At 53.1% G+C, this 24213-nt stretch carries 19 protein-coding genes; 15 read left to right on the top strand and 4 right to left on the bottom strand.

Annotated features, from left to right (window positions below; genetic code table 11):
• Nucleotides 1–87: 87 nt before the first annotated feature.
• The 3 genes from JNUCC32_RS20900 (at nucleotide 88) to JNUCC32_RS20890 (ending at nucleotide 3471) form a co-directional block, all read left to right on the top strand.
• A complete protein-coding gene (locus JNUCC32_RS20900) occupies nucleotides 88–1023 on the top strand; it encodes a carbohydrate ABC transporter permease (RefSeq protein WP_192569726.1) in 936 nt (311 codons plus the stop codon).
• 1 nt (nucleotide 1024) lies between these two features.
• A complete protein-coding gene (locus tag JNUCC32_RS20895; RefSeq protein ID WP_090912776.1) occupies nucleotides 1025–1891 on the top strand; it encodes a carbohydrate ABC transporter permease in 867 nt (288 codons plus the stop codon).
• 131 nt (nucleotides 1892–2022) lie between these two features.
• A complete protein-coding gene (locus JNUCC32_RS20890) occupies nucleotides 2023–3471 on the top strand; it encodes an ABC transporter substrate-binding protein (protein ID WP_096776995.1) in 1449 nt (482 codons plus the stop codon).
• A gap of 115 nt (nucleotides 3472–3586) precedes the next feature.
• On the opposite strand, the gene JNUCC32_RS20885 is transcribed toward JNUCC32_RS20890, so the two are convergent.
• The 3 genes from JNUCC32_RS20885 to JNUCC32_RS20875 form a co-directional block, all read right to left on the bottom strand.
• A complete protein-coding gene (locus JNUCC32_RS20885; protein ID WP_192569725.1) occupies nucleotides 3587–4459 on the bottom strand; it encodes an aminoglycoside 6-adenylyltransferase in 873 nt (290 codons plus the stop codon).
• Nucleotides 4460–4632: 173 nt separating this feature from the next.
• Entirely contained in the window at nucleotides 4633–5949 is a 1317-nt protein-coding gene (locus JNUCC32_RS20880; protein ID WP_096776993.1) for a glutamate-1-semialdehyde 2,1-aminomutase, read from the bottom strand.
• An 81-nt stretch (nucleotides 5950–6030) separates the two neighbouring features.
• Nucleotides 6031–7119, bottom strand: a complete 1089-nt coding sequence (locus JNUCC32_RS20875; protein WP_192569724.1) for an LCP family protein — start codon at nucleotides 7117–7119, stop codon at nucleotides 6031–6033.
• 130 nt (nucleotides 7120–7249) lie between these two features.
• Between JNUCC32_RS20875 and bcp the strand changes: the two genes are divergently transcribed.
• A complete protein-coding gene (gene bcp, locus JNUCC32_RS20870) occupies nucleotides 7250–7732 on the top strand; it encodes a thioredoxin-dependent thiol peroxidase (RefSeq protein ID WP_012819045.1) in 483 nt (160 codons plus the stop codon).
• A gap of 139 nt (nucleotides 7733–7871) precedes the next feature.
• Here the strand turns inward: bcp and JNUCC32_RS20865 are convergent, their stop codons facing one another.
• The gene (locus JNUCC32_RS20865) at nucleotides 7872–8720 is read right to left on the bottom strand and encodes a pirin family protein (RefSeq protein ID WP_192569723.1); all 849 of its coding nucleotides are present in this window, start codon (nucleotides 8718–8720) and stop codon (nucleotides 7872–7874) included.
• A 167-nt stretch (nucleotides 8721–8887) separates the two neighbouring features.
• Here JNUCC32_RS20865 and JNUCC32_RS20860 point away from each other — a divergent pair, with 167 nt between their 5' ends.
• The 11 genes from JNUCC32_RS20860 to JNUCC32_RS20810 all read left to right on the top strand — a co-directional run bounded on the left by JNUCC32_RS20860 (nucleotide 8888) and on the right by JNUCC32_RS20810 (nucleotide 24169).
• Nucleotides 8888–10201, top strand: a complete 1314-nt coding sequence (locus JNUCC32_RS20860) for a polysaccharide deacetylase family protein (protein ID WP_192569722.1) — start codon at nucleotides 8888–8890, stop codon at nucleotides 10199–10201.
• Between the two features lie 269 nt (nucleotides 10202–10470).
• Nucleotides 10471–10941 carry a DUF1641 domain-containing protein gene (locus JNUCC32_RS20855; protein WP_009591098.1) on the top strand — a complete coding sequence of 157 codons (471 nt, stop codon included), beginning with the start codon at nucleotides 10471–10473 and terminating at the stop codon, nucleotides 10939–10941.
• Nucleotides 10942–10973: 32 nt separating this feature from the next.
• Entirely contained in the window at nucleotides 10974–12149 is a 1176-nt protein-coding gene (locus JNUCC32_RS20850; protein WP_009591109.1) for an NAD(P)/FAD-dependent oxidoreductase, read from the top strand.
• A 324-nt stretch (nucleotides 12150–12473) separates the two neighbouring features.
• On the top strand, nucleotides 12474–14252 hold the full coding sequence (locus tag JNUCC32_RS20845; protein WP_192569721.1) for a sensor histidine kinase: 1779 nt from the start codon (nucleotides 12474–12476) through the stop codon (nucleotides 14250–14252).
• A complete protein-coding gene (locus JNUCC32_RS20840) occupies nucleotides 14227–15780 on the top strand; it encodes a response regulator (RefSeq protein ID WP_192569720.1) in 1554 nt (517 codons plus the stop codon). Before JNUCC32_RS20845 ends, JNUCC32_RS20840 begins: the two co-directional genes overlap by 26 nt.
• Before the next feature lie 141 nt (nucleotides 15781–15921).
• Nucleotides 15922–17244 carry an ABC transporter substrate-binding protein gene (locus tag JNUCC32_RS20835; protein ID WP_009591115.1) on the top strand — a complete coding sequence of 441 codons (1323 nt, stop codon included), beginning with the start codon at nucleotides 15922–15924 and terminating at the stop codon, nucleotides 17242–17244.
• Nucleotides 17245–17274: 30 nt separating this feature from the next.
• The gene (locus JNUCC32_RS20830; RefSeq protein ID WP_036664374.1) at nucleotides 17275–18225 is read left to right on the top strand and encodes a carbohydrate ABC transporter permease; all 951 of its coding nucleotides are present in this window, start codon (nucleotides 17275–17277) and stop codon (nucleotides 18223–18225) included.
• A 29-nt stretch (nucleotides 18226–18254) separates the two neighbouring features.
• On the top strand, nucleotides 18255–19088 hold the full coding sequence (locus tag JNUCC32_RS20825; RefSeq protein WP_012819052.1) for a carbohydrate ABC transporter permease: 834 nt from the start codon (nucleotides 18255–18257) through the stop codon (nucleotides 19086–19088).
• Nucleotides 19089–19255: 167 nt separating this feature from the next.
• Nucleotides 19256–20803, top strand: a complete 1548-nt coding sequence (locus JNUCC32_RS20820) for a helix-turn-helix domain-containing protein (protein WP_192569719.1) — start codon at nucleotides 19256–19258, stop codon at nucleotides 20801–20803.
• Between the two features lie 17 nt (nucleotides 20804–20820).
• The gene (locus tag JNUCC32_RS20815) at nucleotides 20821–22665 is read left to right on the top strand and encodes a sensor histidine kinase (RefSeq protein ID WP_012819054.1); all 1845 of its coding nucleotides are present in this window, start codon (nucleotides 20821–20823) and stop codon (nucleotides 22663–22665) included.
• On the top strand, nucleotides 22637–24169 hold the full coding sequence (locus JNUCC32_RS20810) for a response regulator transcription factor (protein ID WP_192569718.1): 1533 nt from the start codon (nucleotides 22637–22639) through the stop codon (nucleotides 24167–24169). The genes JNUCC32_RS20815 and JNUCC32_RS20810 overlap by 29 nt, the downstream gene beginning before the upstream one ends.
• Nucleotides 24170–24213: the final 44 nt, after the last annotated feature.

Genomic DNA, 24213 nt, shown 5'->3' with positions numbered 1-24213 from the left:
ACTTCACATAGTTTTAGACATGTTCGAAGGCTCCCCGGCTTTTTTACAATAAAAGCTAGACATTGAATAAAGGAATGAGGGAGTCGGATGGAAGAAACGATCATGTCACAAGGCCAGGCTCTGATCGAGCCCGGCCGCCGCGCCCGGAAGGAGCATAAGCGCAAGCCGCTGTGGAGGAAGTATGTATGGGGGTATTTGTTCCTTGTCCCAGCCATAGCGATCTTTATCGTCTTTTTATGGGTGCCGATTTTCAAAGGGATCTTTTACAGCTTTTTTCATATCGATTTCGTAAAAGGCAATACCTTCGTCGGTTTGGATAATTACGCCAACGTTCTGAGCAATCCCGACCTGCTGCTATCGGTCAGAAATACGTTGTTTTTCATGCTGTTAACGCTTGTCATCGGCTTCTGGGTGCCCATCGCCGCATCCATTGCCATCTCGGAGCTGAAGCTGTTCCAAGGGTTCGCCCGGATTGCCGCTTATCTCCCGTTTGTCGTGCCCGGGGTCGTGCTCTACGGCATGTGGCGATGGATGTACGATCCGGTGGGTCCGGTCAATGCGTTGTTCGGCTTCTTCGGGGCAGAGCCGGTATCGTTCATATCGGATAGCCGCTTCTCGATGGTGTCGCTGGTCGTCATGGAGACATGGCAGCAATTCGGCTCGGCGATGCTGATCTATCTGGCCGGAGTACTGAGCATACCGAAGGATTGGTATGAAGCCGCCGAAATCGACGGTGCCGGCGTGTGGGCCCGGATTAAATACATCACGCTTCCCTCGATGCGCAATCTGATTGTGCTCATGCTGATTCTGCAGCTGATCGGCACGTCACAGGCGTATCAATCGCAGCTGGCGATGCTGGACGGCGGACCGAACAAGGCCACGCTCACCTATGCGCTCCTGACCGTAAAATATGCGTTTAACCAACTGGATTACGGGGCCGGAACCGCGATGGGCATCTTGATGTTCCTTGTGCTGAGTTTGCTGGGCATCCTGCAATTCAAGATGAACAGGGAGGAGTACTAGGATGAAAGAGAGAGGCATTCTGTCCGCTTCGGATTTGAGAAAACCGTGGAATAAGGCGGTTTACGGATTTATGGTGCTGTGCATTGCCGTGATGACCTTCACGATGCTGTACCCGATCGGCATGACGATGTTCAACGGATTGAAGAGCAATCAGGAAATCAACACGTTTCCGCCGCGCTTTTTCCCGTCGGAATGGCATTGGGAGAACTTCCCGAAGGGGTGGGCATACATCGATCTGCCGATGTTTCTGAAGAATACGCTGCTGATTTTCGGCGGTAATCTGTTGGTCACGATTCTGGTGCTGGGCATGGCGGCATTCAGCATTTCCCGCATCAGGGTTCCGTATCATCGGGCCATCTATTTCTTCATTCTGATGACCTTGTTCATTCCGGCGTCGAGTTACATGATTCCGAATTTCGTCAATTTGAAGGAGCTCGGCCTGCTGAATTCCTATTGGGCCTTCTGGCTGCCGGCCGGAGCGAACGCGTACTTCTTCCTGCTGATCAAAAACTTCTTCGACGGCATTCACCCGGAGATCTTCGAGGCGGCGCGCATCGACGGCGCTTCGGAGATGAGCAGCTTCCTGCGGATCGCCATACCGCTATCCGTTCCGATCTTCGCGACGCTGGCGATTTTTACATTCTCCACGGCATGGAACGACTGGTTCTGGCCGTCGCTCGTCATGCAGACCCAGGACAAATATACGCTGGCTACGGCCATTTACAAGTATGTCATCAACGCAAGGAGCCTGGACAGCAGCGTTAAATTTTCGATCCTGTTCATGGTGATGGTGCCGCCGATCTTCGTATTTCTGGCGTTCCAGAAATTCATCATGCGCAGCGTCAGCCTCTCGGCCGTCAAAGGGTAGGGCAGTAGCGGTACACATCGTAGCCCTGCACACGATCGTCATATGAATGCACATCGTCCTTTCCGGATTTGGCTTTTATGATGGAGAGAGGAAAGGACATCATTATTTCAATAAGGAAAAGGGGAGTATCCATGCGCAAGTTCCCAGCATTACTGATCTGCCTTATGCTGTTCAGCTCCTTGCTCGCCGCATGCGGCGGCGGCAAAGCAGCGCCGGAGGTCACGAATACAGAGGGAGGGACCGCCAATTCGGGCGGGACGGCCACGACGCAAACGGAGGAGCCGAAGGAGGATATCGCGGATCAAAAGATCACGATCAAGATTCACTATCCGCTGCCGGATGATACAACGCTGCGTCAGCAGGAGGATGATAAAATCGCCCGCTTCCAGGCGAAATATCCGAACGTGACCATCGTGAAGGACGACTGGCAGTACAGCGTCAACGAAATTGGGGTGAAGATGGCTTCGAACGAAGCGCCGACATTTTATAACACTTGGGCCACGGAGGCACAGCTGCTCGTGGAGCGGGGCTGGGTGGCCGACATTACGGAGTTCTGGAACGAATGGGAGTACAAGGACGACATGAATCCCGTGCTGCAGGATCAATTCATCGTGGACGGCAAGGTGTACGGCGTCACGCAGAACGGTTATATCACGTCTACGATCGTGAACAAGAAGCTGCTGGACGCGAAGGGCGTGCCCGTACCGCCGATGGATTGGACATGGGACGACATGTACAACACGGCGAAAGGCGCTGCGGACCCGAAGGCCGGCATCTCCGGAATCGCGCCGATGGGCAAGGGCAATGAGGCAGGCTGGAACTGGACCAACTTCCTGTTCGAAGCCGGCGGGGATATCGAAGTGAACGAGGACGGCAAAGTGAAAGCGGTGTTTAACTCGGAAGCCGGCGTGAAGGCGCTGGATTTCTACAAGAAGCTGAGATGGGAAGCAAACGCCATTCCGCAGGACTGGGCCCTCGGCTGGGGCGATGCCGTCAGCTCGTTCCAGCAAGGACGGACGGCGATGGTCATTGCAGGCGCATTTGACGTGATCCAGCCGGCATTGAACGAGGGCGGCATGAAGCCTGAGGACGTGCTTGCGTATCCGATGCCTGCGATGGAGAAAGGCGGAGCGCACCACGGCATTTTGGGCGGCAACTATCTGGTCATCAATCCGAATGCCACGAAGGAAGAACAGGAAATGGCATTCCGCTATATCACGTTTGATTATTTTACGGATGATGCGCTGAAATCGGTGGAAGATACGATCAATGCCCGCAAAGCCGAGGGCAAATATTTTGTGCCGACGCCGCTGGAATATTTCAGCGACGATTCGGAGTATGCGGCGAAGGTGAAGGCGATCTACGATAAGTACGACAACGTCTATGAATACGATCCGCAGCTCTTCAGCCTGTTGGAAGGAAAGCCTGAAGCGCAATTTGGCACGCAGGATTATTATGCCGCGATGTCCAACGTCGTGCAGGAATCGTTCTCGAAGGAAGGCACGGATTCCAAGAAGCAGCTGGACGAAACGGCCAAGCTGGTTCAGGAGAATTTCTTCGATAAGATCGAACAGAAGTAGGAAAGAGGCCATTTGATGTCCCGTGAATCTAGTAAATAAACGTAATAGAATAACCCGCCCAAGGATTATCCTTGGGCGGGTTGTTTCTGTTTCATAGGGATGACCGTGGAATCGATTAGTAGATCTCGCTCGCATCCGCCGGCAGCTGCCGGACATGCTGCAGGAAGCCCGTTACGCGCTGATCCTGCCCCATATCGTATTCAAAGCCCAGCTGCTTGGCGACATCCAGCGCGGTTCTGCGGAACATCGCTCCCATCGTAAACAGCGCCTTCCACACCTCTTCGTAGGTTCCGCGAGGGTAGGTGGACATCAGCTCGTTCCAGCTGTCCGCAGACATATAGTTTTTCAGGTACTTGCCGTTCTTGCCCACGCTGAGCGAGAAATCGGTCTGTGTGCCCACCTGCCACTCCAGCATTTTCATCAGCATCGGACGCATGATGTTGTGAAGATGGTCCTGGGCATACAGGATTTCTTCCCGCCACAAGCCTTTGGCGACATACGTGGATACCCACCAGAACTCGTTGCAGCAATCCTCGAAAAAGGCCGCCGACGGACGCTGTACCCAGAAATCCTCGTCGGACGGAGAAGGAACCTTGGGAAAGGTTTGATCTTTATCCATTAAGATCTGGATCAGTTTGTCTTCCTTGCAGTATTTCTCCTTCTCCTCGATGGGGATCAAGGTCATGTCAATCCGGTTCCCGTCGGTAAATAACATCAGGTATGAGAACCAGCCTCCGAGGTCGGGAGGGAACAGGTCCATATCTTCCGGCGTCTGCAGAATCAACCGTTCCCCGAAGACGTCAATCCAGTTTGGATCCTGGATAAAGCTCTCCATATCCGTAACATGAAAGCTGATGTCGTAATCCTGAAAAATATCCTTAGGCACGTTGGGATTCGTTCGGGAGCCTTCCAGGGTCACGGCCCGAACCCGCTCATCGCGGGCTGCATAGCCCAATACCAAATCCATCATTTCTTGCTCGCTTCTCATATGTTCGTAGCCTCCGTATTCGTATTTGGACTACCGACGATTCGAATCGAACAGGTCAGGAGGTCCACGGATCCGGATCGTAGAAGCATGGCATGGATGTGGAGCAGGTTATAACTTGTTCAACAGCTTTTTCATGAGGAAATCTCCTTTCGCGTTCTTTGAATTTATCTAGGTTAATTCTTCATGGCCTTAAAAGATTCCTCCGCGGCCTCAAGCGTTGCCTCGATGTCCGCATCCGTATGGGCCGTGGTCATGAACCAGGCTTCGTATTTGGAAGGGGCCAGGTTCACGCCGCGGTCCAGCATGTGGCGGAAGAAGGCCGCAAAGGCTTCGCCGTCGGTATCCTGCGCTTCGTCATAGTTCGTTACCGGATGATCGCAGAAGTGCGTGGAGAAGGAGCCCCGGATGCGGTTGATCGTGAGCGGAACGCCATGGCGGTCTGCGGACGCTTGCAGGCCTTCCGTCAATTTGATGGTCAAGCGCTCCATCTCCTCATACACGCCTTCGCCCTGCAATACCTCCAAGCAGGCGATTCCGGCCGCGATGGAGGCCGGATTGCCAGCCATGGTTCCCGCCTGATAAGCCGGGCCGAGCGGAGCAACCTGCTCCATCACGTGCTTCCGGCCGCCGTAAGCGCCGATTGGCAGTCCGCCGCCGATGATTTTGCCCAGAGCCGTAAGATCCGGCTGAATCGCCTCGTGATTGGCCAGACCCGCATAGGTTTGGGTGGATCCGTAATGGAAGCGGAAGGCGCTGATAACCTCGTCATAGATGACCAGCGACCCGTTGTCGTGCGTCATCTGGCACAGTCCTTCGAGGAATCCCGGCTTCGGCATGACCATTCCGAAGTTGCCGACGATCGGCTCGACCATCACGGCGGCCACATCTTCGCCCCATGCTTCGAGGGCAGCGCGCAGGCCTTCCAGATCGTTGAAAGGAACGGTAATGACTTCCGTGGCAATGCTGGCCGGGATGCCGGCGCTGTCCGGAATGCCGAGCGTGGAAGGCCCGGAGCCCGCAGCCACGAGGACCAGATCGGAGTGGCCATGGTAGCAGCCGGCGAACTTGATGATTTTGTTGCGCTTGGTGTAAGCGCGGGCGACCCGAATCGTGGTCATGACGGCCTCGGTGCCGGAATTGACGAAACGTACCTTGTCCATGGACGGGATGGCTTCCTTCAGCATTTTGGCCAAGGTAATTTCAAGCTCCGTCGGCGTTCCGTATAGGGTGCCGTTTTGGGCAGCCGCCGTGATCGCCGCCGTAATATGCGGATGGGCGTGTCCGGTAATGATCGGGCCGTAAGCCGCCAAGTAATCGATATATCGGTTGCCGTCCTCGTCCCAGAAGTGGGCTCCGCTTGCGCGTTTCATGAAGACGGGGGCACCGCCGCCTACGGCTTTAAACGAACGGGAGGGGCTGTTTACGCCGCCTACGATATGCTGCAGCGCTTCTTGATACAGGGCTTCGGAACGATTTCTTGAGGTTGACATGATAGTAAAACTTCCTTTCTTCATGAAGCAGGACAGGAAGCTAGATTGACGTAGCGCCCTGTCCTGATTGCTGTAAGTGTATTAGTTGCGATCCGTTGTCGCAGATGGTGTTGCGGAGCTTTCAGAGTCGCTGTTCTCGGAGTCGATATTCCCGGAATCGGTGTTCCCGGAATCACCTTCCGTGCCTTCGCCGCCTTCGGTCTCGGGGTCTGGCGTCGGCGGGTTCATGATGTCCTGGATATACTGCTTCAGCGTATCCGGATTGCCGACCGTTAAGACGGCGGCGCCGCCGATATGTTCTTCCTTCAGGAGTTTCATCGGTGGTACCTGCTCGCTGCCGCTCATTTTGCTCTTGTAGGCGACGTTCGCAAGCTTCCACATATCCTCGACATCGAGATTCGTATCAATATAAGGGCTGACGGACTTCAGGATGTCCGGAAGCTTCATGATGGAAGTGGTGGTCTGCATTTTCTTGGCTACGGCCTTCAGGAGCTCGCGCTGCCGCTCGGTGCGGGTGAAGTCGCCCATCGCATCATAGCGGAACCGGACGTATTGCAGTGCCGCATTGCCGTCCAGATGCTGCATGCCTTGCTTCAAATCAATGTCGTACTCGTTCTTGTCGGCTTTACTTGAATAACTCATGTCCTTCTCCACGTAGAAGTCCACCCCGCCGACGGAATCAACCAGCTTCATGAAGCCCTGGAAGTCCGTATAGACGTAGTATTGAATCGGTATGCCCAGCAGATCGCCTACCGCCTTCATGGCCGTGTTCGGGCCGTGCGTGATGGCCGTATTGATACGGTTTCTGTCATACCCGGGTATTTCTACGTAAGTATCGCGCAGAATAGAGAATAAGTGCATTTTCTTTTTTACGGGATCAATCGAGGCAACAAGCATACTGTCGGAACGAGGAATTTCCCCTTCCTCGAAACCGCGCGCATCGACGCCCATCAGCAGAATGTTAACCGTCTCCTTGCCTTCCCACTCCGGCGGGGCAGGGACTTTGGCATCCACCTTCTCGATTTCCCGAAAAGGGGAGGCTTCGCCAGTTTTCTGAAGACTTTGCAAGCCGTCATAAAACGAGGCCGCATAATAGATGCCGTAACCGATGACGGCGGCCAGTATGATGCTGACACTCCATATAATCGTCTTCTTTGTTTTTTTGGTCATTGGGTTCTTCCTTTCGGATTACGCTGATGAATAAATTCGATAGAACATTTGAACATTCGACATTCATTCTATTATAATTTTTTTCGAAAAGACAATCAATTTTACGGGCCTAAAGTCCGTATAGCAGGAGTTGAGCCTTATCGCAGACCAAAAGCAGTTGAAGATTGGAAGCAAGGTGCCGGATTTTTCACTTCCGGCTTCGAACGGGGAGAAGGTAGCATTAAGCGATTTTCGTGGGCGCAAAGTCGTGCTGTTCTTCTATCCGAAAAATATGACCCCAACCTGCACTGAGGAGGCTTGCAGCTTCCGGGACAACTATGGTGCGTTGGAGCAAGCCGGCGCAGTCGTGATCGGGATCAGCCCCGATCCGCTGAAATCCCACGCCAAATTCATCGATAAGCATAGCCTGCCCTATTTGCTCTTGTCTGATGAGGAGCATAAGGTAAGCGAAATGTTCGGCGTATGGCAGATGAAGAAGATGTTCGGCCGTGAATATATGGGTATTGTACGCTCAACCTTCTTGATTGATGAGAAGGGGAAGCTGGCCGGCGAGTGGCGGAAGGTGAAAGTGAAAGGCCATGTCGAAGCGGTTCTCGCAGCCGTGCTGTCATAGCTATATATGAAGAACGGTCCCTCGGCATGCCTGAACAGGCATGGTAAGGGACCGTTTTTTTTGAATATATCTTGCAAGCAGGGAGCCTCGAATGAGGGGCTTATCACCTAAATCAGAGGATTTGGCCAACCTGAATGAATCAGAACTTCAAGAACGTACCCGTCCGATATTCGCGGAAGGCTTCGTTCACTTCTTCCTCCGTGTTCATGACGAAGGGACCGCGGGCCGCCACGGGCTCCCGCAACGGCTCGCCTGCGTACAGAACAAAGCGAAGAGGCTCCGCAGCCGCTGCCCGTATTTCGCTAGGTTTTCCGTCGATTCCAGCGCCCAGCCACAACACCTGGCTTTTAGCCGCGTTTACGCCATTGCCTCCGAAGGTTCCGCTGCCCTCAAGGATGTAGATGAAGCCGTTATAACTGCCGGGCAGGTCCTGCGCGATGGAAGCGCCGGGCTCCAGCAGCACCTCGACCATCGTGACCGGAACATGATTTTCGGTGGCGGATACGACATCGCCGGAAGAACCGGAGAAGACTCGCACAACCGCGCCATCCTCTTGTCGGATCGGCATATCCGGGCCTTTCAGGTTCTGGTAGCGGGGAGTCGTCATCTTCTGCTCGCGGGGCAGATTGATCCAGAGCTGCAGGACGTGGGCCGTTATGCCTTCTGACGGCACTTCGTTGTGGATGACGCCGCTTCCCGCCGTCATCCACTGCACGTCTCCAGGCCCTAGCACGCCGCCCTTGGAGAGGCTGTCATAGTGTTCGACGGTTCCATCGATGACAAAAGTAACGGTTTCGATTCCCCGATGGGGATGGTCGTCGAATGAACCGGCCTGGAACTTGTCCTCCATCATCCCGAGAAACGGATCGGCTTTGCTCCAGTTTCCAAATTCGATGACGGGTCCTGAGGCATGGATGGAGCTGTGCCGCCGAAGAACGACATCCCGGACTTCCGTAATATCACGCTGAATGACCGCTTGGTGATTCATATGTCTATCATCCCTTCCGAGTTCTGGATTTGAATTCAGTTTACTAGTAATGTGAATAGGAATCAAGGGACGTAAGAAAATATCAGATTCTAGTCTTTTTTTGAATCGCCCTCCATATAATCTATCAGGAAGCCGAACTCATAGAAACGATGGAGGTAGAGTTGATAATGAAAAATATGGTGCGGGTTACATCGATAGCGGTATTCTTCGGCGTTGTGGCAGTGCTGATCATGATCGGCATGGGACTTGAGGTTCAGGCGCCGATGGCAGACTATGCGGAGCAGGCCCCTTTAGCAGCGGCACCCCTGACAACAGTGCCAGAGCAGAATGTTCAAGCAAAGACCCGGGAGGCAAGCAAGCCGGTCGTCACCACTGCAATCAAGAAACCATCGGCTGTGAACGCCGCACCTGTTCAATATAAGAAGAAGCCAAGCGACAAAACGGTATACCTGACATTTGATGACGGACCATCGGATTTAACGCTCGACGTGCTGGATATTTTGAAGCGGGAAGGAATCAAAGGCACGTTTTTTGTACTGGGCAAGGAGGCGGAGACCCGTCCCGAAATTATCAACCGCATCTATGAGGAAGGCCATGTGATCGGGAATCATACATATGATCATCGTTATGACGAGCTCTACGGGCATTTTCAGGATTTCTGGGGACAGATTAAGAAAACCGAGGAAATCATCCGTTTGATTACAGGGGAACGGCCGCAGCTGGTCAGAGCTCCCGGGGGGACGGCCGGACATTTCGACGAAGCTTATTTTCAATACATGAAGCAGGGGGGATATCATGTATTCGATTGGAATGTCGACAGCGGCGATTCCAGGTATAGGGGCGTCCCGGCTAAAGACATCGTAAAGGGGGCGACCACGAAAGTGAACGGCAAGGAGGCGATCGTGCTTCTCCATGACGGTAAAGGCCATGGCGAAAGCGTCAAGGCTCTGCCTGACATTATTTCTTATTATAAAAAGCAGGGCTATGCCTTTGACGTGCTGTCTCCGGAAACCGAGCCCGTTCAATTTCGTGCTCAGCAGACCGCCCGCAAGGCTTCACAGCCTTCACAGCAGTGGGTTCGCGAGCACGTCGCCGTCAACGCCGCCTTATTCGGGACCGGGCGAACGCTGGCCGTGGAATTCGGAGGGCTTGAAACCGCGTTTGCGGCAGGCGAATACAAGCTGGTCGACGGCCGGCTGATGGTTCCGCTGCGCGCTTTGGTGGAGCGGCTTGGCGGAAGCGTATCCTGGAAGTCTCACAACAAGACCGTGCAGGTGACGCTGGCAGGGAATCGCTGGGAAGCCGATCCGGTGGGAGGCTTGCTGTTCCCCATGCAAACCGGCGGCAAACCGGTGTCCTCCGATGTTCATTTAATCGGCGGCACCGCTTGGATTCCGCTTCGGGAAGCGCTTGACTTTTCCGGCCGACCTGTTACAAGAGTGACATATGAAGAAGGCGAGTATCGCGTTCTAACTTTGTAGTCGAAAATTGTATTTTATGTTTGTAATTATGCTTCACAAGTTATAGACTAGTACTTAGAGATATTTATCACAATCCCTAAGATTGTTTCAGATAAAGGAGGGGGAAGTTTCCCCCTGCTTTATTTTTGGCGATAGTGAGTCACCCATAAGTTCGCACTTTTGTAAGTGATGCATAATAGATACCGGTTATCCCAAAATTAAAGCTAGCCGGTACGATCGTCGCCAAGTTCATCTTGGGAATTCACTTAAAGAAAAGGAGGCAATTCATTATGACAGAAACATCTTCTCCACAGCCGTCCGAAACTCCGGAAAATGTTGTAGGAAACCAAGAAGCTGCGGCGTCCAGCCGTCCTGATGTGCTGCTCGAACAACTGCTCAAGCCCGAGGTTCAGGAATCCCTCACAACTCTCGTGGACAATCTTCCAAAACTTACGGAAATGCTGACCGTCATGACTAAGGCGTATGACTTCGGTAAATCCGTAGCTACGGATCCCGTGCTAGCGGAAGACACCATGGCTTCCCTGAGCGGATTCGCGAAGCCGATCACGACAACAGCAAAAAGCGTTGCATCTGCAGCCATCGAAGCCGGAGACCGCGTACACGCTCAAGGCGACCAAGCTCAGATCGGCGTATTTGGTCTGATGAAAATGCTGAAAGATCCTCAGGTTCAAAAGGGTCTTCGCTATGCTCAGGCTTTTTTGGACGTTCTTAACGAGCGCGACCAACAAAACAAGCGTTAATCCATAAATCATACGAAGAACGGAGGATGGTCATGTCTAAACATATTTTAATTTTGGGCGGAGGCTATGGCGGCTTGCTTAGTGCGCTTTCTGCACGCGAGCATTTTGGTGCTGCCGCAAAAATCACGCTGATCAACCGTTTCCCAACCCATCAGATCATTACGGAATTGCACCGTCTGGCAGCAGGCAACATCGCAGAGAAGGCAGTAGCTTTGCCGCTCGACAAGCTTCTGCGCGGCGCGAACGTTGACCTGCGCATCGGCAACGTTAAGGAAATCAAGCCGGATGAGCGTTCGGTTTCCCTCGACGACGGCGGAAACTTTACCTATGATGCCCTGGTTATCGCACTGGGCAGCGAAACGGCATTCTTCGGCATTCCGGGACTGCAAGAGAACAGCTTTATTCTGAAGTCCGTGAACGATGCTAACCGTCTGCGTGCTCATGTGGAGTCCCGCATTGCGGAATACAGCAAAACCAAAAACAAAGCGGACGCTACCATCGTGGTTGGCGGCGGCGGCTTGACAGGCGTTGAGCTTGTTGGCGAATATGCCGATATGAGAAGCGAGCTGGCTCGCAAATACGGTATCGACCCACAAGAAATCACGCTTTATTGTGTTGAAGCAGCTCCTTCCATTCTGCCGGGCTTCCCTGCAGAACTGGTTGACCGTGCGACAACAAGCCTGCAAAAACGAGGCGTGAACTTCCTGACCGGATTGCCGATTACCAAAATGGACGGCACGACCGTTGAACTGAAAGACGGCAGCACGATTGAAACCAGCACCTTGGTATGGACTGGCGGCGTACAGGGCAACTCCGTTGTGGCTAACTGCGGCATCGAAGTCAACCGCGGACGTGCGGTTGTCAACGAATTCCTGCAATCCGCTTCCCATCCTGACGTATACGTTGCCGGCGACAGCGCGGTTGTTATGGGACCGGAAGGCCGTCCATACCCGCCAACGGCACAGCTGGCATGGCAAATGGGCGAGCTGATCGGCTACAACATCTTCGCTCAATTGAACGGCGGCGCACCAGCTTCCTTCAACCCGGTATTCTCCGGTACGCTCGGCAGCTTGGGACGTAAAGACGCCATCGGCACCATCGGCGCCAACAAAACCCAATTGAAAGGTCTGCCTGCAACCTTGATGAAGGAAGCAAGTAACATGCGTTACCTGTCCCACATCAACGGTTTGTTCACGCTGGCTTACTAAGCCTGGAAGGCGACATTATATCCAAATACAAGAGATGGACCCGGAATGATTCGGGTCCATCTTTTTTTATTGCGCAGCCCAAACATAAGCGCATGGACTTAGGGACAACGTCAGGAAAACATAATACGATGGATACACCCGAAGCGAGGATGCAAGCAGGGAAGGGATTCCCGGGCGCCGCTCCCGACGGGATGTGGGAGAAGGAGGTAAGAAAGGGCAGAATGGATGAGCGTCCAGAGCGAAGAAGAAAGAAGGTCAGATAGTTATGTAAGCGCTATCTCAAATGTTCGCAATTTTCATTTCATGAAACAGGAGGGAGCATGTATGCGGGGATACCGTCGTCTTCATTCGATCGTGATTCAACTGTTTTTGTTTTTTTTCATCGGCACAACACTCCCGGTTCTCATCATGGGTTTCCTTTCGTATCACAAATCGGCCTCGATCGTGGAGGAGCAGGTCAGTAAAGTGGCTTCCCTCACGATCACCCAAGTCAGCGACAAGCTGAACATGTTCTTCAAGAAACTGGACGACTCCTCGATGATGGTGCTGAACAGTAAAGTGGTTCACGGCATACTGGAGGATCAGGATATCAGTAAATACGACCTGACGTTGAAGGTGAAGGAGGGGAAGGACCTGCTGACGTCCATCATGATTAATTCGCCGGAGATCTTGGATGTATACGTGTTTGACGTGCAGCGGAACAATTCGGTCCTGAGCGCGGATTCCTTGATGTCCATCCCGGACCAGTGGGATTCGCCTTGGTATCGGGCGATATTGGAGGCGAACGGGCAGGCGGTATGGTTCGGCTTGTCGGATACCTCCTACCTGAAGCAAACGGGAATGGGATTTCCCGTGTTCGGGCTGGGCCGGGCAATCCGGAGCTGGGATACGGGGGAGATCGTCGGGGTGATGTTCATCGAAATTATGGGGGATGTCCTGATCGATGAATTAAACCATGTCCAATTCGGCGACACGGGGTATATGTACGTGGCGAATGACGAGAATCGCTACTTTTACCATCCCGATCCATCGATGTACGGGAAGCAGTCCAGGATCAAGCTGCCCTCGGGTTTGACGGAATACAACCTGAATAACAACAAAACGCTGATGATCCCCTCGCGCCTGAACAACGGCTGGCATGTGGTCGGCATGGTGCCGCTTAAGGAGCTGACGGCCGATTCCGCCAGCATCCGGAGTTTCACGGTCTGGATCGTATTCGGATCGATTCTGGCCGCGATCGGCATCGGATATTTCATGACGAGGAGAATCGGCAATCCGCTCGTTCAGCTGAGCCGCTTGATGCGCAGAAGCGAGGCGGGCGATTTATCGGTCCGCAGCAAGAACGTAGGTCCCAGCGAGATCGGTCAGCTGGGCCGAAGCTTCAACAAAATGATAGAGCAGATCGACCTGCTCATCAGGCGGATCGCCGCGGAGGAGTCCGAGAAGAAAAAAGCCGAAATCCGCGCGCTGCGGTATCAGATCAATCCCCATTTTCTCTACAATACGCTGAACTCGATCCGCTGGATGGCCAAGCTGAATCGAACGAATGACGTGGACCGATCGGTCACGGCCCTGGTTCATCTGCTGGAGGGGAGCCTGGAGCGCAACGGTGTGTTTATAAGGCTTGGAGATGAATTGGAGCTGCTTCGGAAATATATGATCATCCAGAATTACCGTTATGACCACCCAATCGAGCTGCGGATCGATTGCCCCGAGGAAATGGAGGACCTCCACGTTCCCCGGATGCTGCTGCAGCCGATCGTGGAGAATGCGATCTTTCACGGAATTGCCCCGCTTGATGAAGGGGGCGTCATTCAGATCCGGATAACATTGCAGCAGCAGGATGTCATGGTGCGGATCGAAGACAACGGAATCGGCATTAAGCCTGAACGGATCAAGGGACTGCTGTCGTATGAGCAGGATCATTCCAAGCATGGCATGACCCATATCGGCCTGCGTCATGTTCACCAAACGGTCCAGCTGTATTACGGCAGCAGGTACGGGGTATGGGTGGAAAGCACGGAAGGCGGAGGCACGAGGGTCACGGTCACGTTTGCGAAACAAAGGGGGGACGATTATGTACAGAGTGCTGCTCGTGGATGACGAAGCGATCGCGCGTACGGGACTGCGCTCGACCTTCGATTGGGAGAAATACGGTTACCGGCTTGTCGGGGAGGCCTCCAATGGACAACGGGCCATGAAATGGATCGTAAACGGGGATCTGGACATTCTGATCACGGATATCGCGATGCCGGTCATGGACGGCCTGGAATTGACCCGCCGGACAAGGGAGCTTTGTCCATGGGTGAAGGTACTGCTGCTCAGCTGTCACAGCGATTTCGAATTCGTGCGGGAAGGCATCAGGCTTGGCGCATCGGATTATATCCTTAAGCCGACGCTGGACGCGGACTCCCTGGTCGCCGTCCTTGATCACATGCGATTGAAGCTGGAAGAGGAGAAGCAGATGCAGCGGATTCTGACCGAGCATGAGCAGCAGCAGCGGCTGAATAAGAAGAAGGCTGCCGGAAAAATGCTCTTTCAGGCGCTGTCCGGTGAGCCGGACGCGCTCGCGAAGCTGGAAGCATGGAACCGTAACGGCCCGTACCTGCTGGCCGTGCTCCAGCTAGATTCGGACCTGGGCGGTGCCGCGGCCGGGGGACAGCCAAAGGATTGGCAGGAGGAGATCGAACGGTTCATGGGACAGTTATACGACCAGGCGCCGGAGGCGCTGGCAGCTCGACTGGAAACGGACCGGATCGCAGTCTGCTTACCGTTAAGGGATGAAGCAAACGGGCAGGCTTCAGAGCACGAAGGAGCTATCCGCCTGCCGATCCGGAGCACGATGGGGCTCAGCAGGAGATATAACAGCATGGATAAGCTGCAAGAAGCGTTTATAGAAGCCGCTGAAAGCCTGGAGGGCCTCTTCTTTCATCGAGATCAACAGATATTGCGGGCAGAGGAGCTTCCCCTGACCGATGCCGATTCGGCTCAGGAGAGGCCGGCTGCCGAGCTGCATGCCCTAAGGGCCGCGCTGACCGTCGGAAACATGGACATAAGCGAGGAACGTCTGCAGTCCATTATGCAGCGCTGGCGTCCCGGACGGATGAAGAAGCCGGCGGTCCTACGGGAAGCGGAGGAGCTTCTGAGCTTGCTTGCTATGTTTCATCTTCCCGGCGGCCCGCAGCTTCCGCAGATCGGGGAGGTGGGCAAGCTTCGCTCGGTGGAGGAAGTGAAGAAGCTGGTGCTCCAAGGCTTCCATGCGCTGCGGGAGGAAGCCATGCGCCACCCTGTACCGGAATCCACGCTGCATGAGCGGATCGTGCTGCAGGCCGTCCGATATATTAAGGCGCGCTTTACCGAGCCGATCTCCCTGCAGGAGGTGGCGGACGAAGTGGCCGTCAGCCGCAACTATTTTAGCGAGTTGTTTAAGCGCGTCACGGGACACAACTTCATTGACTATGTCATTGATCTCCGCTTGAAACGGGCCAAGGAGCTGCTTTCCACAACATCGCTGCGTGTGTATGAAGTGGCGGATCGTTCCGGATTCAATGACGTCAAATACTTCAGCAAGCTGTTCAAGAAAATGGTAGGCATGACGCCAGCTGAGTACCAGGGACAGCATCGAAAATAAGCGGGATTTCATAGGATCGGAAAAGAAACCACTTTTTCGGAACATAATCCGTTCAAAAGCTTTTTGCCAAAATTTTATAATTAAAGCGTTTACAAAAGCTATGCCAGCGAGTCCAAATCTGGTTTGAATGGAGGAAATGAAATGACAAGGAAACAGGTGAGAGGGTCATTGCTTGCAATCATTCTTCTACTATCATCCATACTCCAAGCGTGTGGAGGCGGCGGAACATCAGAAGGCGGGGAGTCCGGAAGCGGCGAGAAGGTCAAGATCAAATGGGCGACCTGGGGAAATCCCGGCGAGCTTAGCCGCTTTCAGGAGCTGACGAAGGAATTTAATAAGAATCACTCGGACATTGAGGTCGAATTTATTCCGATTCCGGGCGAGTATGATCAGAAAATATTAACCCAATTAACAGGCGGGACGGCTCCGGATATCTTCTATGCAGGCGACGCCCTGGTCGTGAAACTGATCGAGAATCAGAGCATTGAGAATTTGACGACGTATATGGAAGCTCCGGAAAGCGTGATCAAGAAAGAGGATTATTTCGAAGGCTTGTGGGGCGCAGCCGTGCGGGATGACCAGATCTTCGGGGTACCGGTGGATTGTAACCCGATGGTGCTGTGGTACAACAAGAAGGTGCTGAAGGAAGCAGGGATAACCGAGATGCCGGCCGATCTTCAGGCGAACGGACAGTGGACCTGGGACAAATTCAAGGAGATGGCGGACAAGATCAGGGACAGTAAAAAGTACGGCTACGTGCTGGATAACTCCTGGAACAGCTACCACAGCTGGGTTACTTCCAACGGCGGCCGGGTGTACGACGACGAAGGGAATTTCGTAGCGGCTTCGGATCCGAAGGCGATGGAGGCTTTCCGCTTCCTGTACGACAACGTGAAATCCAAAAACATCACCTTCTCCGGCACGCTTCCGAAAGGGCAAGGCGGGGACGCCATGTTCATGTCCAACCAGGTCGGATTCGTTGCTGCAGGCCGCTGGTACCTGCCGCTGTTCAAGAAGAATCAAGGGCTAGAATATGACGTGGTCACATGGCCAACCAATACCGGCAATAAGATCGAGCCTGCCGGTATTCCGACCGCCTACATGGTGATGAACAAGGCATCGAAGAATAAGGAAGCGGCATACACCTTCTTCTCCGAGTACGTAAGCAAAGAGGGCCAACGCTTCCGCCTGCAGGGCGGCGGCAATGCCGTCCCGTCGGTACAGGGAACGGATGAGGTGGTGCTGGAAGGGAATCTGCCGGAGCACGCCCAGTTATTCCTGGACGCGCGCGAGATCGGGTATTCCCTGACTCCGTTCGAGGCAGGCATTCCCGGGCTAAGCCAGGATATAACGTCCAAGTTCGAGGCGCTGTGGCTGAAAGATCAGGAGCTTGAAAGCTCCTTGAAGGATATACAGGATATGGCCAACAAGAAAATTCAGGATTACAAGAGCGGCAATAATTGATCCTGCTCTGGGGAGGAACGGTGAGATGAAATGAACACGCAGCCTGCAGGAAGCTCCGGAGCCGCTCCTTCTCCGGAGCGGTTTCCGGAGAGGAGAACAACCTTAAAGAGCAAGACGTCCGACGGTTTGTGGGGGTACTTTTTTATCTTTCCCCAGATGATCGGTTTGATCGCTTTTTCATTGGTTCCGCTCATCTCGGCTTTTGTCATCAGCATGATGAACTGGGACGGCATGGGGGCGAAGAAGTTTATCGGACTCCAAAATTTCGTGTCCCAGCTTCAGGATGAGGAGTTCCACATCGCTTTGGTGAACACGGTGTATTACACGATTCTGTCGGTACCGACCGGCATCGTTCTCGCCATGCTGGTGGCGGTGGGCTTAAACCGGGTTCGCGGAAAGATTCTGTACCGGCTGATCTACTTCATGCCGAACATTACGATGTCCGTCGCCGTGGCCGTCGTGTTTATGTGGCTGTTCAACGCCGACTTCGGCCTCATTAACATGTACCTGCAGCAGTGGTTCGGGATAACGGGCCCCTCCTGGCTGACGGATTCCAGGTACGTGATGCCTTCGATTGCCCTGCTGAGCGTCTGGATGGGGCTGGGAGGCAACATGGTGCTGTTCCTGGCCGGACTTCAGGGCATATCGAGAAGCTATTACGAGGCGGCCGAGATTGACGGCGCCGGCAAATGGCAGCAGTTGATCCATATTACGATTCCGCTGCTGTCCCCGACGACCTTTTTCGTGACGATCATGTCCATCATCGGTTCCTTTCAGGTGTTCGACCAGTCGTTTGTCATGACCTCCGGCGGACCGGCGAAGGCCAGTTATACGCTTGTCTATCACATCTACGAGACGGCCTTTGCGGACTTTACCTTTGGCAAGAGCACGGCGTCGGCGGTCATCCTGTTCGTGATGATCCTGTCGCTCACCTTGTTCCAGATGAAGATGTCCAAGCGGTGGGTGCATTACGAAGACTGACGATTCGAACCTAGGAAGGAGGAAAACGAATGATACATCGGGGATTGAGGATGTCCACCGTGGTGCTGCATATCGTGCTGATTTTAGGCGCCTGCCTGATGGCCCTGCCGTTTGTGTGGATGGTGCTCAGCTCGCTCAAGGATTTGTCGCAAGTATTCGTCGTGCCGCCCAAATGGATTCCGGATCCGTTCATCTGGTCCAATTATAAGGATTCGCTGACGGCCCTGCCGTTCGGGCGCGCGTATTTCAACAGCTTCTACATCAATATAATCGTGGTGGTTTCACAGCTGGTTACCTGCTCCATGGCGGCTTATGCTTTTGCCAAAATCACGTTCCCGTTCCGGGAGCCGCTGTTCGTCCTGTTTCTGGCAACGATGATGGTGCCGGGACAGGTGACCATTATTCCGCTCTATCTGATCATGAAAAATATCGGATGGCTGGATACGCATCTGGCGATTATCGTCCCTTCTGCGCTGCTGAACGCCTTCGGGGTATTTTTGCTCCGGCAATTCTTCAGGGGCATTCCGAAGGAAATGGAAGAGGCGGCCATCGTGGACGGCGCGAATCGCTGGACGATCTACGCCCGGATCATGATTCCTCTAATCAAGCCGGCTTTATCGGCACTCGGGATATTTACCTTCCTCGGGATGTGGAACAACTTCTTTAACCCGCTGATTTTTCTCAGCAGCACGGATAAGTTTACCGTGCCGATGATGCTGAATTTGTACCGGGGCATGTATGCAACGGATTGGACGCTGATGATGGCGGGGGCTTCCATTGCGCTCGTCCCGGTGCTCATCGTGTATATCATCGGGCAGAAATATATTATTGAAGGCGTTACGTTATCCGGGATTAAGGGATAGGCCAGCTTGAGCAGACCGTAAGCGGGGTTCCTTTGTACAAAGGAACCCCGCTTACGGTTATTTGTGTTTGTGTTCCTGTAGTATATTCTCATAGATATACTAGTATGGTAGTATAAGTAAAAATGAGTACGCTTACATTATTCGCTTGGTAAAGGAGGACGAGGGCGATGTTCAATGTGCTTCTGGTGGACGACGAACCATGGGTCTTGGAGGGATTGAGAACGATGATCGACTGGGAACGGTTCGGATTCCAAATATGCGGGGAAGCCCTGAGCGCTCCCGAAGCGCTAAAGCTAATGGAACAATGGAAGCCTGAACTGGTGATGACGGATATCCATATGCCTGTCCTGAACGGCCTGGAATTGATTGAGCACAGCAATCGGACAATGCCTCTTCCTCCTAAATTCGTTATTTTGAGCGGATATGATGATTTTGGATACGCGCATCAAGCCATGCGCCAACGGGTTGCCGAGTATTTGCTGAAACCGATTGATGACGAGGAGATCGAGGCAGTGCTTGCCAAGCTCAGCCATGAGATCCAGGACGAACGAGACGCTGAACGCAGCAACCGGAAGAAAGCCGGCCTTGCCGTCCATTATTTGTTGAACCGGCTCATTCGGGAAGAGTTGAGTCCTGATTTGGCCGAGCAAGCCAGCAATGCGATGCAAATCCAGGGCGAGCCGCTGCTGCAGTGCCTATTGATTGAAACAGGGATTACTGAAACGGGAGTGGATTGGATCGAATGGATGACCGATTACGGGCCCCCGAGCTTACTGGGATGCTTCCAGGACAATAGCGGGAGCATAGGAGTGGTGCTGCATGTCGAGCATTCGACTCCGGATGAGGTCATGGAGACTGCGCTGCTGTTGCAGTCTGCTCTGGCCCGGGAGCTTGAAGGGCCGGTTATCGTGGCGTTAAGCGGCACAGGGGAGGGAATCCAGGCGATCGGAAAGCTTTACAGGCAAAGCGCGGAGGTGCGCGACGATAAGCGAAGCCAAGGCCGAAGCGGCGTGTTTTGTTGCCAAGAACCGAGAGGAGCGGAGCGGCTCCGGGGACTTCCCTGCGGATGGATGGACGAATTGCTTTCCATGATTATGGCGGGGGAGCATGCGTCCATCGAGTCATGCTTGGCGCGGATTTTTACGGCCATGCCCGATCATCTCCTCCACCTGAGGGCTTTTCAAGCCGATGTGGCCGATCTGGAATTGAAGCTGTGTCGAAGAATCGCGGAAATGAATGGAGATCCGGATCTATTCATGAACCGGCTGCAAAGGAAGCTTGGTCATCTGAGTGATGCTTGCCATAAAGCGCCGTTGAAGAATTATATGCGGTTGCTCGCGTTTGAGGCCGCTTCGCAGCTGGAAGAGTTAAGCAAGCTTAACGAGCACAACACCATTTTTCAAGTGATTCAGTATGTCGACCGGGAGTACCGGAGCAGGCTTCAGCTTCAGGATTTGGCACGGCATTTCCATATGAACGCCACCTATTTGGGGCAGCTGTTCAAGAAGCATGCTGGCAAGCCGTTCAAGGAATACCTGAATGACAAGCGGATCGAGGAGGCCAAGCTGCTGCTGAAACGGAGCGGAATGAAGGTTTCCGAGATTGCGCTCCATGTCGGGTTCCCGAACGCGGACTATTTTATCCATAAGTTTAAGTTGACAACCGGGATTCTGCCCTCGAATTACAAGAATCATGTTGAAAGCAAGCAGCGCTAAACCGGGAGGGTGCCTTCATGAAGAGAATGTTCAGGCTGGGGAATTTCGTGAACGATATTCCGTTGAAAACTAAATTTTTTCTTATTTTTGTCATTGGTGTACTGCTGCCTATTCTGGTGGTCAACCTCATCTTTATGGATCGGATGTCGGAGCTGATCCGGGAGAGAGAGGAGCAGAACCTCGATATCTCGATGGAGCGGGCTAGGAAGGATATTCATAATTTCATCGACGGCGGGGTGGCTGTAAGTCATGCGCTGAGTACGGATAAGACCCTTTACGAAATGCTCGATCGCGAGTATGAGTCCCAGCTGGACTTCTACGAAACCTTTGATGAGCAGCTCCGGAATCGGGTAACGAGCTACATACCGGTTAACAACCAGATTCAGCGGATTAGCATCTTCACCGAAAATTCCACCATTGTGTCCGGCGGCAATTATCATGTGATCAACGATAATGTGCTCGAGAGCGACTGGTATGCATTATGGAGCAGCTCGGCCCATCCGGTGCTGGTGGCGGCGTACAGGGCGGCAGAAGCGAACAACTCGGCATCGACGGTTCCGTACTTAAGCGTGATTGAGAAGATGGATTACTACGATACCTATGACACCTATGAGAAGCTGCTTCGAATCGATATCGATTTAAGCAAGATTTATGACGTCATTGTACGGGAACGCGATTATCTGGATATGTATTTGGTGAACGAGAACAATGAGATTATTATGTCGGCCAGCAGCGGTTATGAAAGAGGGAAGTACAGCGCATATTCGAAGCTTGACCTGGAGCAATACGACGAAGAGGATCGGCATGTGTTCTCGATCGGAACGGCCAGGTACGTGAAGGGGTGGAAGCTGATCGGCATCAACCGGGGGAGCCGGATTACTAGCGCCATGCTGGATATGCAGCTGTTTACCGTTGTATTGGCAGCGGTTGTTACGCTGGTTGCGGCGGTCTTTATTACGGTCATGCTGAGATCCTACAATTACCGGGTGAAGCGTTTGGCGCGTCATATGCAGAAGGTGAGCAACGAGAAATTCGACTTGATTGAACTGGACGAAGGCCGGGACGAAATCGGCGGACTCATCCGGAATTTCAATCAGATGACAGCGAAGATGAACTCCCTGATCAACAATGTGTACAAGCTGGAGATTCAGAAGAAAAGCCTGGAGATGGAGCGGGTTCGGGCTGAATTGAACTTTTTGCAGAGCCAGATGAATCCCCATTTCCTGTTCAATACCCTGAATGCGATATTGGTGGTCTGCACGAAGAATCGATACACGGATGTGACGGATATTATCAAAAGCTTGTCCAAGCTGCTTCGCAGACTCCTGAGCTGGAGAGAGGATTTGGTCTCCGTGGAGGAGGAAATCAGATTTATCGAAATGTATCTCAAAATCGAAAAATTCCGCTTTCGGGATAAATTCGAATATCAATTCAACATCGATATGGAAGCGCTTCATTATAAAATTCCGAAAATGAGCATTCAGCCGCTCGTTGAGAATGCATGCAAATATGGCTTGCAGGCGATGGATGGAGCGGGTCTGGTGACCATAAGCGCTTCGGTTGCCCGTGATTATCTTCGCATCGTCATTACGGATAGCGGTAAGGGCATTGAGCAAAGCAAGCTACGGGACATTATTCTCTCGGTTCGCAACGAGCAGTTCTCGGGCAACAGCTTCGGCATTCGAAACGTATATCGGCGGCTGGAGCTGTACTACGACGATCATGTCATTTTCAACATTGCCAGCACCCCGAATCAAGGGACAACCGTTTCATTCGAGATTCCGATCCGGCTGTTGGAGTCTCGGGAGCATGAAGGCGGAGAGGGGGAGAACCATGCCTTTCAAAGTGCTGTTGATCGATGACGAACCGGGTGCGCTGGAAGGGCTGGCGCTGTGGATCGATTGGGAACGCTTGGGGTTTAGCGTCTGCGGAACCGCGGGCAACGGAGTGGAAGGCTTGAAGATGATTCATGGGCTTGCGCCGGATTTGGTCATTACCGATGTAAACATGCCGCTAATGGACGGGCTTCATATGATTGAAACCTGGCAGCAGCATCACCGGGATAGCAGTGTGAAATTTGCCATCATGAGCGGCTACAGTGAATTTGAATATGCAAGGAAGGCATTGCGGCACGGCATCCATCACTACATGCTGAAGCCTATTATTGCAGAGGAAGCCGAGGAGGAGCTCGGCAAGATTCATGCTGAGCTGATGCAGGAGCATCGCAGATTAAGCCTGAGTGCGATTGCTAAGAGGGAAGAGGATGTTTCGCTGATCATGCAAACGCTCTTGGAGATGCCGCTTAGGGCTAGCGGCCTGTCGAGGCTTCAGGTTTTATCCTCCGCCCATCAAGAGTGGAACGTATGTCTGATTCAAGCAGAGTCTGCCTTGTTTCCTGACGTCAAGGAAACCGTCGCCCGCTTGTCAGCCCACGCGAATTCGGAGTATGTCATCGATCTGGAATCGAACCGGCTTGGTTTGGTGAACGGTTATTCCCCTGACAACGGGAGCGTACCCTCAGGCACGATCCGCGAGCTGGTCCGCCATTATGCAGGACAGCGGCTGTTTATGGCTGTAGGAGAAGGCCAGCAGTCTCTGGTGCATATCCGTCGCTGCTACGAAACCGCCAAGGAAGCCATCGAGCATCAATTTTACGATCCGGCGTACGGAGGGATGATTTCATATGAAGAGGTACGGGATCGGCCGTTTCATTATCGTTACCCCACGAACCTGTTGGATGATGTCATCAGGTCCGTGGAACTCCTCGACAAGAAGGGATACCGCGAGGCTGCCGGATTGGCTGCATCCAGGTTTGCGGAGCAGCGAATCGCGCCGGGGATCGTGAAGAAAATGGTGATCCATGTTTTGTATAAAATCATGGATTTGGTGAGGGAGGCAGAAGGCGCGGAAGCTCGAATCCTTGCAGCCAAATCCAATGCAGCTGGATTAACGGACGGAACCTTCCATTTGAACGACTTGATGGGAGAGCTGCTGCGCTTCGGGGAAGAGTGCATCGAGCTTCTTCTCAAGGAGCAGGCCCGGCATTCGCAAGGCATAATCCAGGAGATTAACGATTATATTCGGCAGCACTACCGGGAGAATCTGACCATTAAGCGATTGGCGGAGCTTTTTTATCTGCATCCCGTCTATCTCGGCCAGCTGCTGATGCGTAAGAATGGGATTGGCTTCAACGAACTCATACATAATTTGCGGATTGAGGAAGCGGCCGCGCTGTTGAAGCAGAACAAGCTGAAGAACAGCGAAATCGCCGAAAGGGTCGGCTATACCCACTACAACCAATTCCTTAAGCATTTCGAAAAAAGATGGGGCATGGCACCGAATGAGTTCAAGAAGAGGATGTTCTAAAGTTTTTAAGGTTAATGCTTTAATTATAGTATAGTCCGCCTTTG

It is taken from the genome of Paenibacillus sp. JNUCC32 (genome assembly GCF_014863545.1).
Classification (GTDB): domain Bacteria; phylum Bacillota; class Bacilli; order Paenibacillales; family Paenibacillaceae; genus Paenibacillus_AQ; species Paenibacillus_AQ lautus_A.
Note: the sequence above shows the minus strand (reverse complement) of the source record. Positions and strands in the feature narration are given on the sequence as shown.

Excerpts from the sequence above, each read along its gene's own strand:
- JNUCC32_RS20855 (WP_009591098.1), top strand. The coding sequence starts at position 10,471 with ATGACAGAAACATCTTCTCCACAGCCGTCCGAAACTCCGGAAAATGTT.
- JNUCC32_RS20880 (WP_096776993.1), bottom strand. The coding sequence starts at position 5,949 with ATGTCAACCTCAAGAAATCGTTCCGAAGCCCTGTATCAAGAAGCGCTG.
- JNUCC32_RS20810 (WP_192569718.1), top strand. The coding sequence starts at position 22,637 with ATGCCTTTCAAAGTGCTGTTGATCGATGACGAACCGGGTGCGCTGGAA.
- JNUCC32_RS20825 (WP_012819052.1), top strand. The coding sequence starts at position 18,255 with ATGATACATCGGGGATTGAGGATGTCCACCGTGGTGCTGCATATCGTG.
- JNUCC32_RS20895 (WP_090912776.1), top strand. The coding sequence starts at position 1,025 with ATGAAAGAGAGAGGCATTCTGTCCGCTTCGGATTTGAGAAAACCGTGG.
- JNUCC32_RS20835 (WP_009591115.1), top strand. The coding sequence starts at position 15,922 with ATGACAAGGAAACAGGTGAGAGGGTCATTGCTTGCAATCATTCTTCTA.
- JNUCC32_RS20885 (WP_192569725.1), bottom strand. The coding sequence starts at position 4,459 with ATGAGAAGCGAGCAAGAAATGATGGATTTGGTATTGGGCTATGCAGCC.
- JNUCC32_RS20815 (WP_012819054.1), top strand. The coding sequence starts at position 20,821 with ATGAAGAGAATGTTCAGGCTGGGGAATTTCGTGAACGATATTCCGTTG.
- JNUCC32_RS20865 (WP_192569723.1), bottom strand. The coding sequence starts at position 8,720 with ATGAATCACCAAGCGGTCATTCAGCGTGATATTACGGAAGTCCGGGAT.
- JNUCC32_RS20890 (WP_096776995.1), top strand. The coding sequence starts at position 2,023 with ATGCGCAAGTTCCCAGCATTACTGATCTGCCTTATGCTGTTCAGCTCC.
- JNUCC32_RS20830 (WP_036664374.1), top strand. The coding sequence starts at position 17,275 with ATGAACACGCAGCCTGCAGGAAGCTCCGGAGCCGCTCCTTCTCCGGAG.
- JNUCC32_RS20850 (WP_009591109.1), top strand. The coding sequence starts at position 10,974 with ATGTCTAAACATATTTTAATTTTGGGCGGAGGCTATGGCGGCTTGCTT.
- JNUCC32_RS20860 (WP_192569722.1), top strand. The coding sequence starts at position 8,888 with ATGAAAAATATGGTGCGGGTTACATCGATAGCGGTATTCTTCGGCGTT.
- JNUCC32_RS20875 (WP_192569724.1), bottom strand. The coding sequence starts at position 7,119 with ATGACCAAAAAAACAAAGAAGACGATTATATGGAGTGTCAGCATCATA.
- JNUCC32_RS20820 (WP_192569719.1), top strand. The coding sequence starts at position 19,256 with ATGTTCAATGTGCTTCTGGTGGACGACGAACCATGGGTCTTGGAGGGA.
- JNUCC32_RS20900 (WP_192569726.1), top strand. The coding sequence starts at position 88 with ATGGAAGAAACGATCATGTCACAAGGCCAGGCTCTGATCGAGCCCGGC.
- JNUCC32_RS20840 (WP_192569720.1), top strand. The coding sequence starts at position 14,227 with ATGTACAGAGTGCTGCTCGTGGATGACGAAGCGATCGCGCGTACGGGA.
- JNUCC32_RS20845 (WP_192569721.1), top strand. The coding sequence starts at position 12,474 with ATGCGGGGATACCGTCGTCTTCATTCGATCGTGATTCAACTGTTTTTG.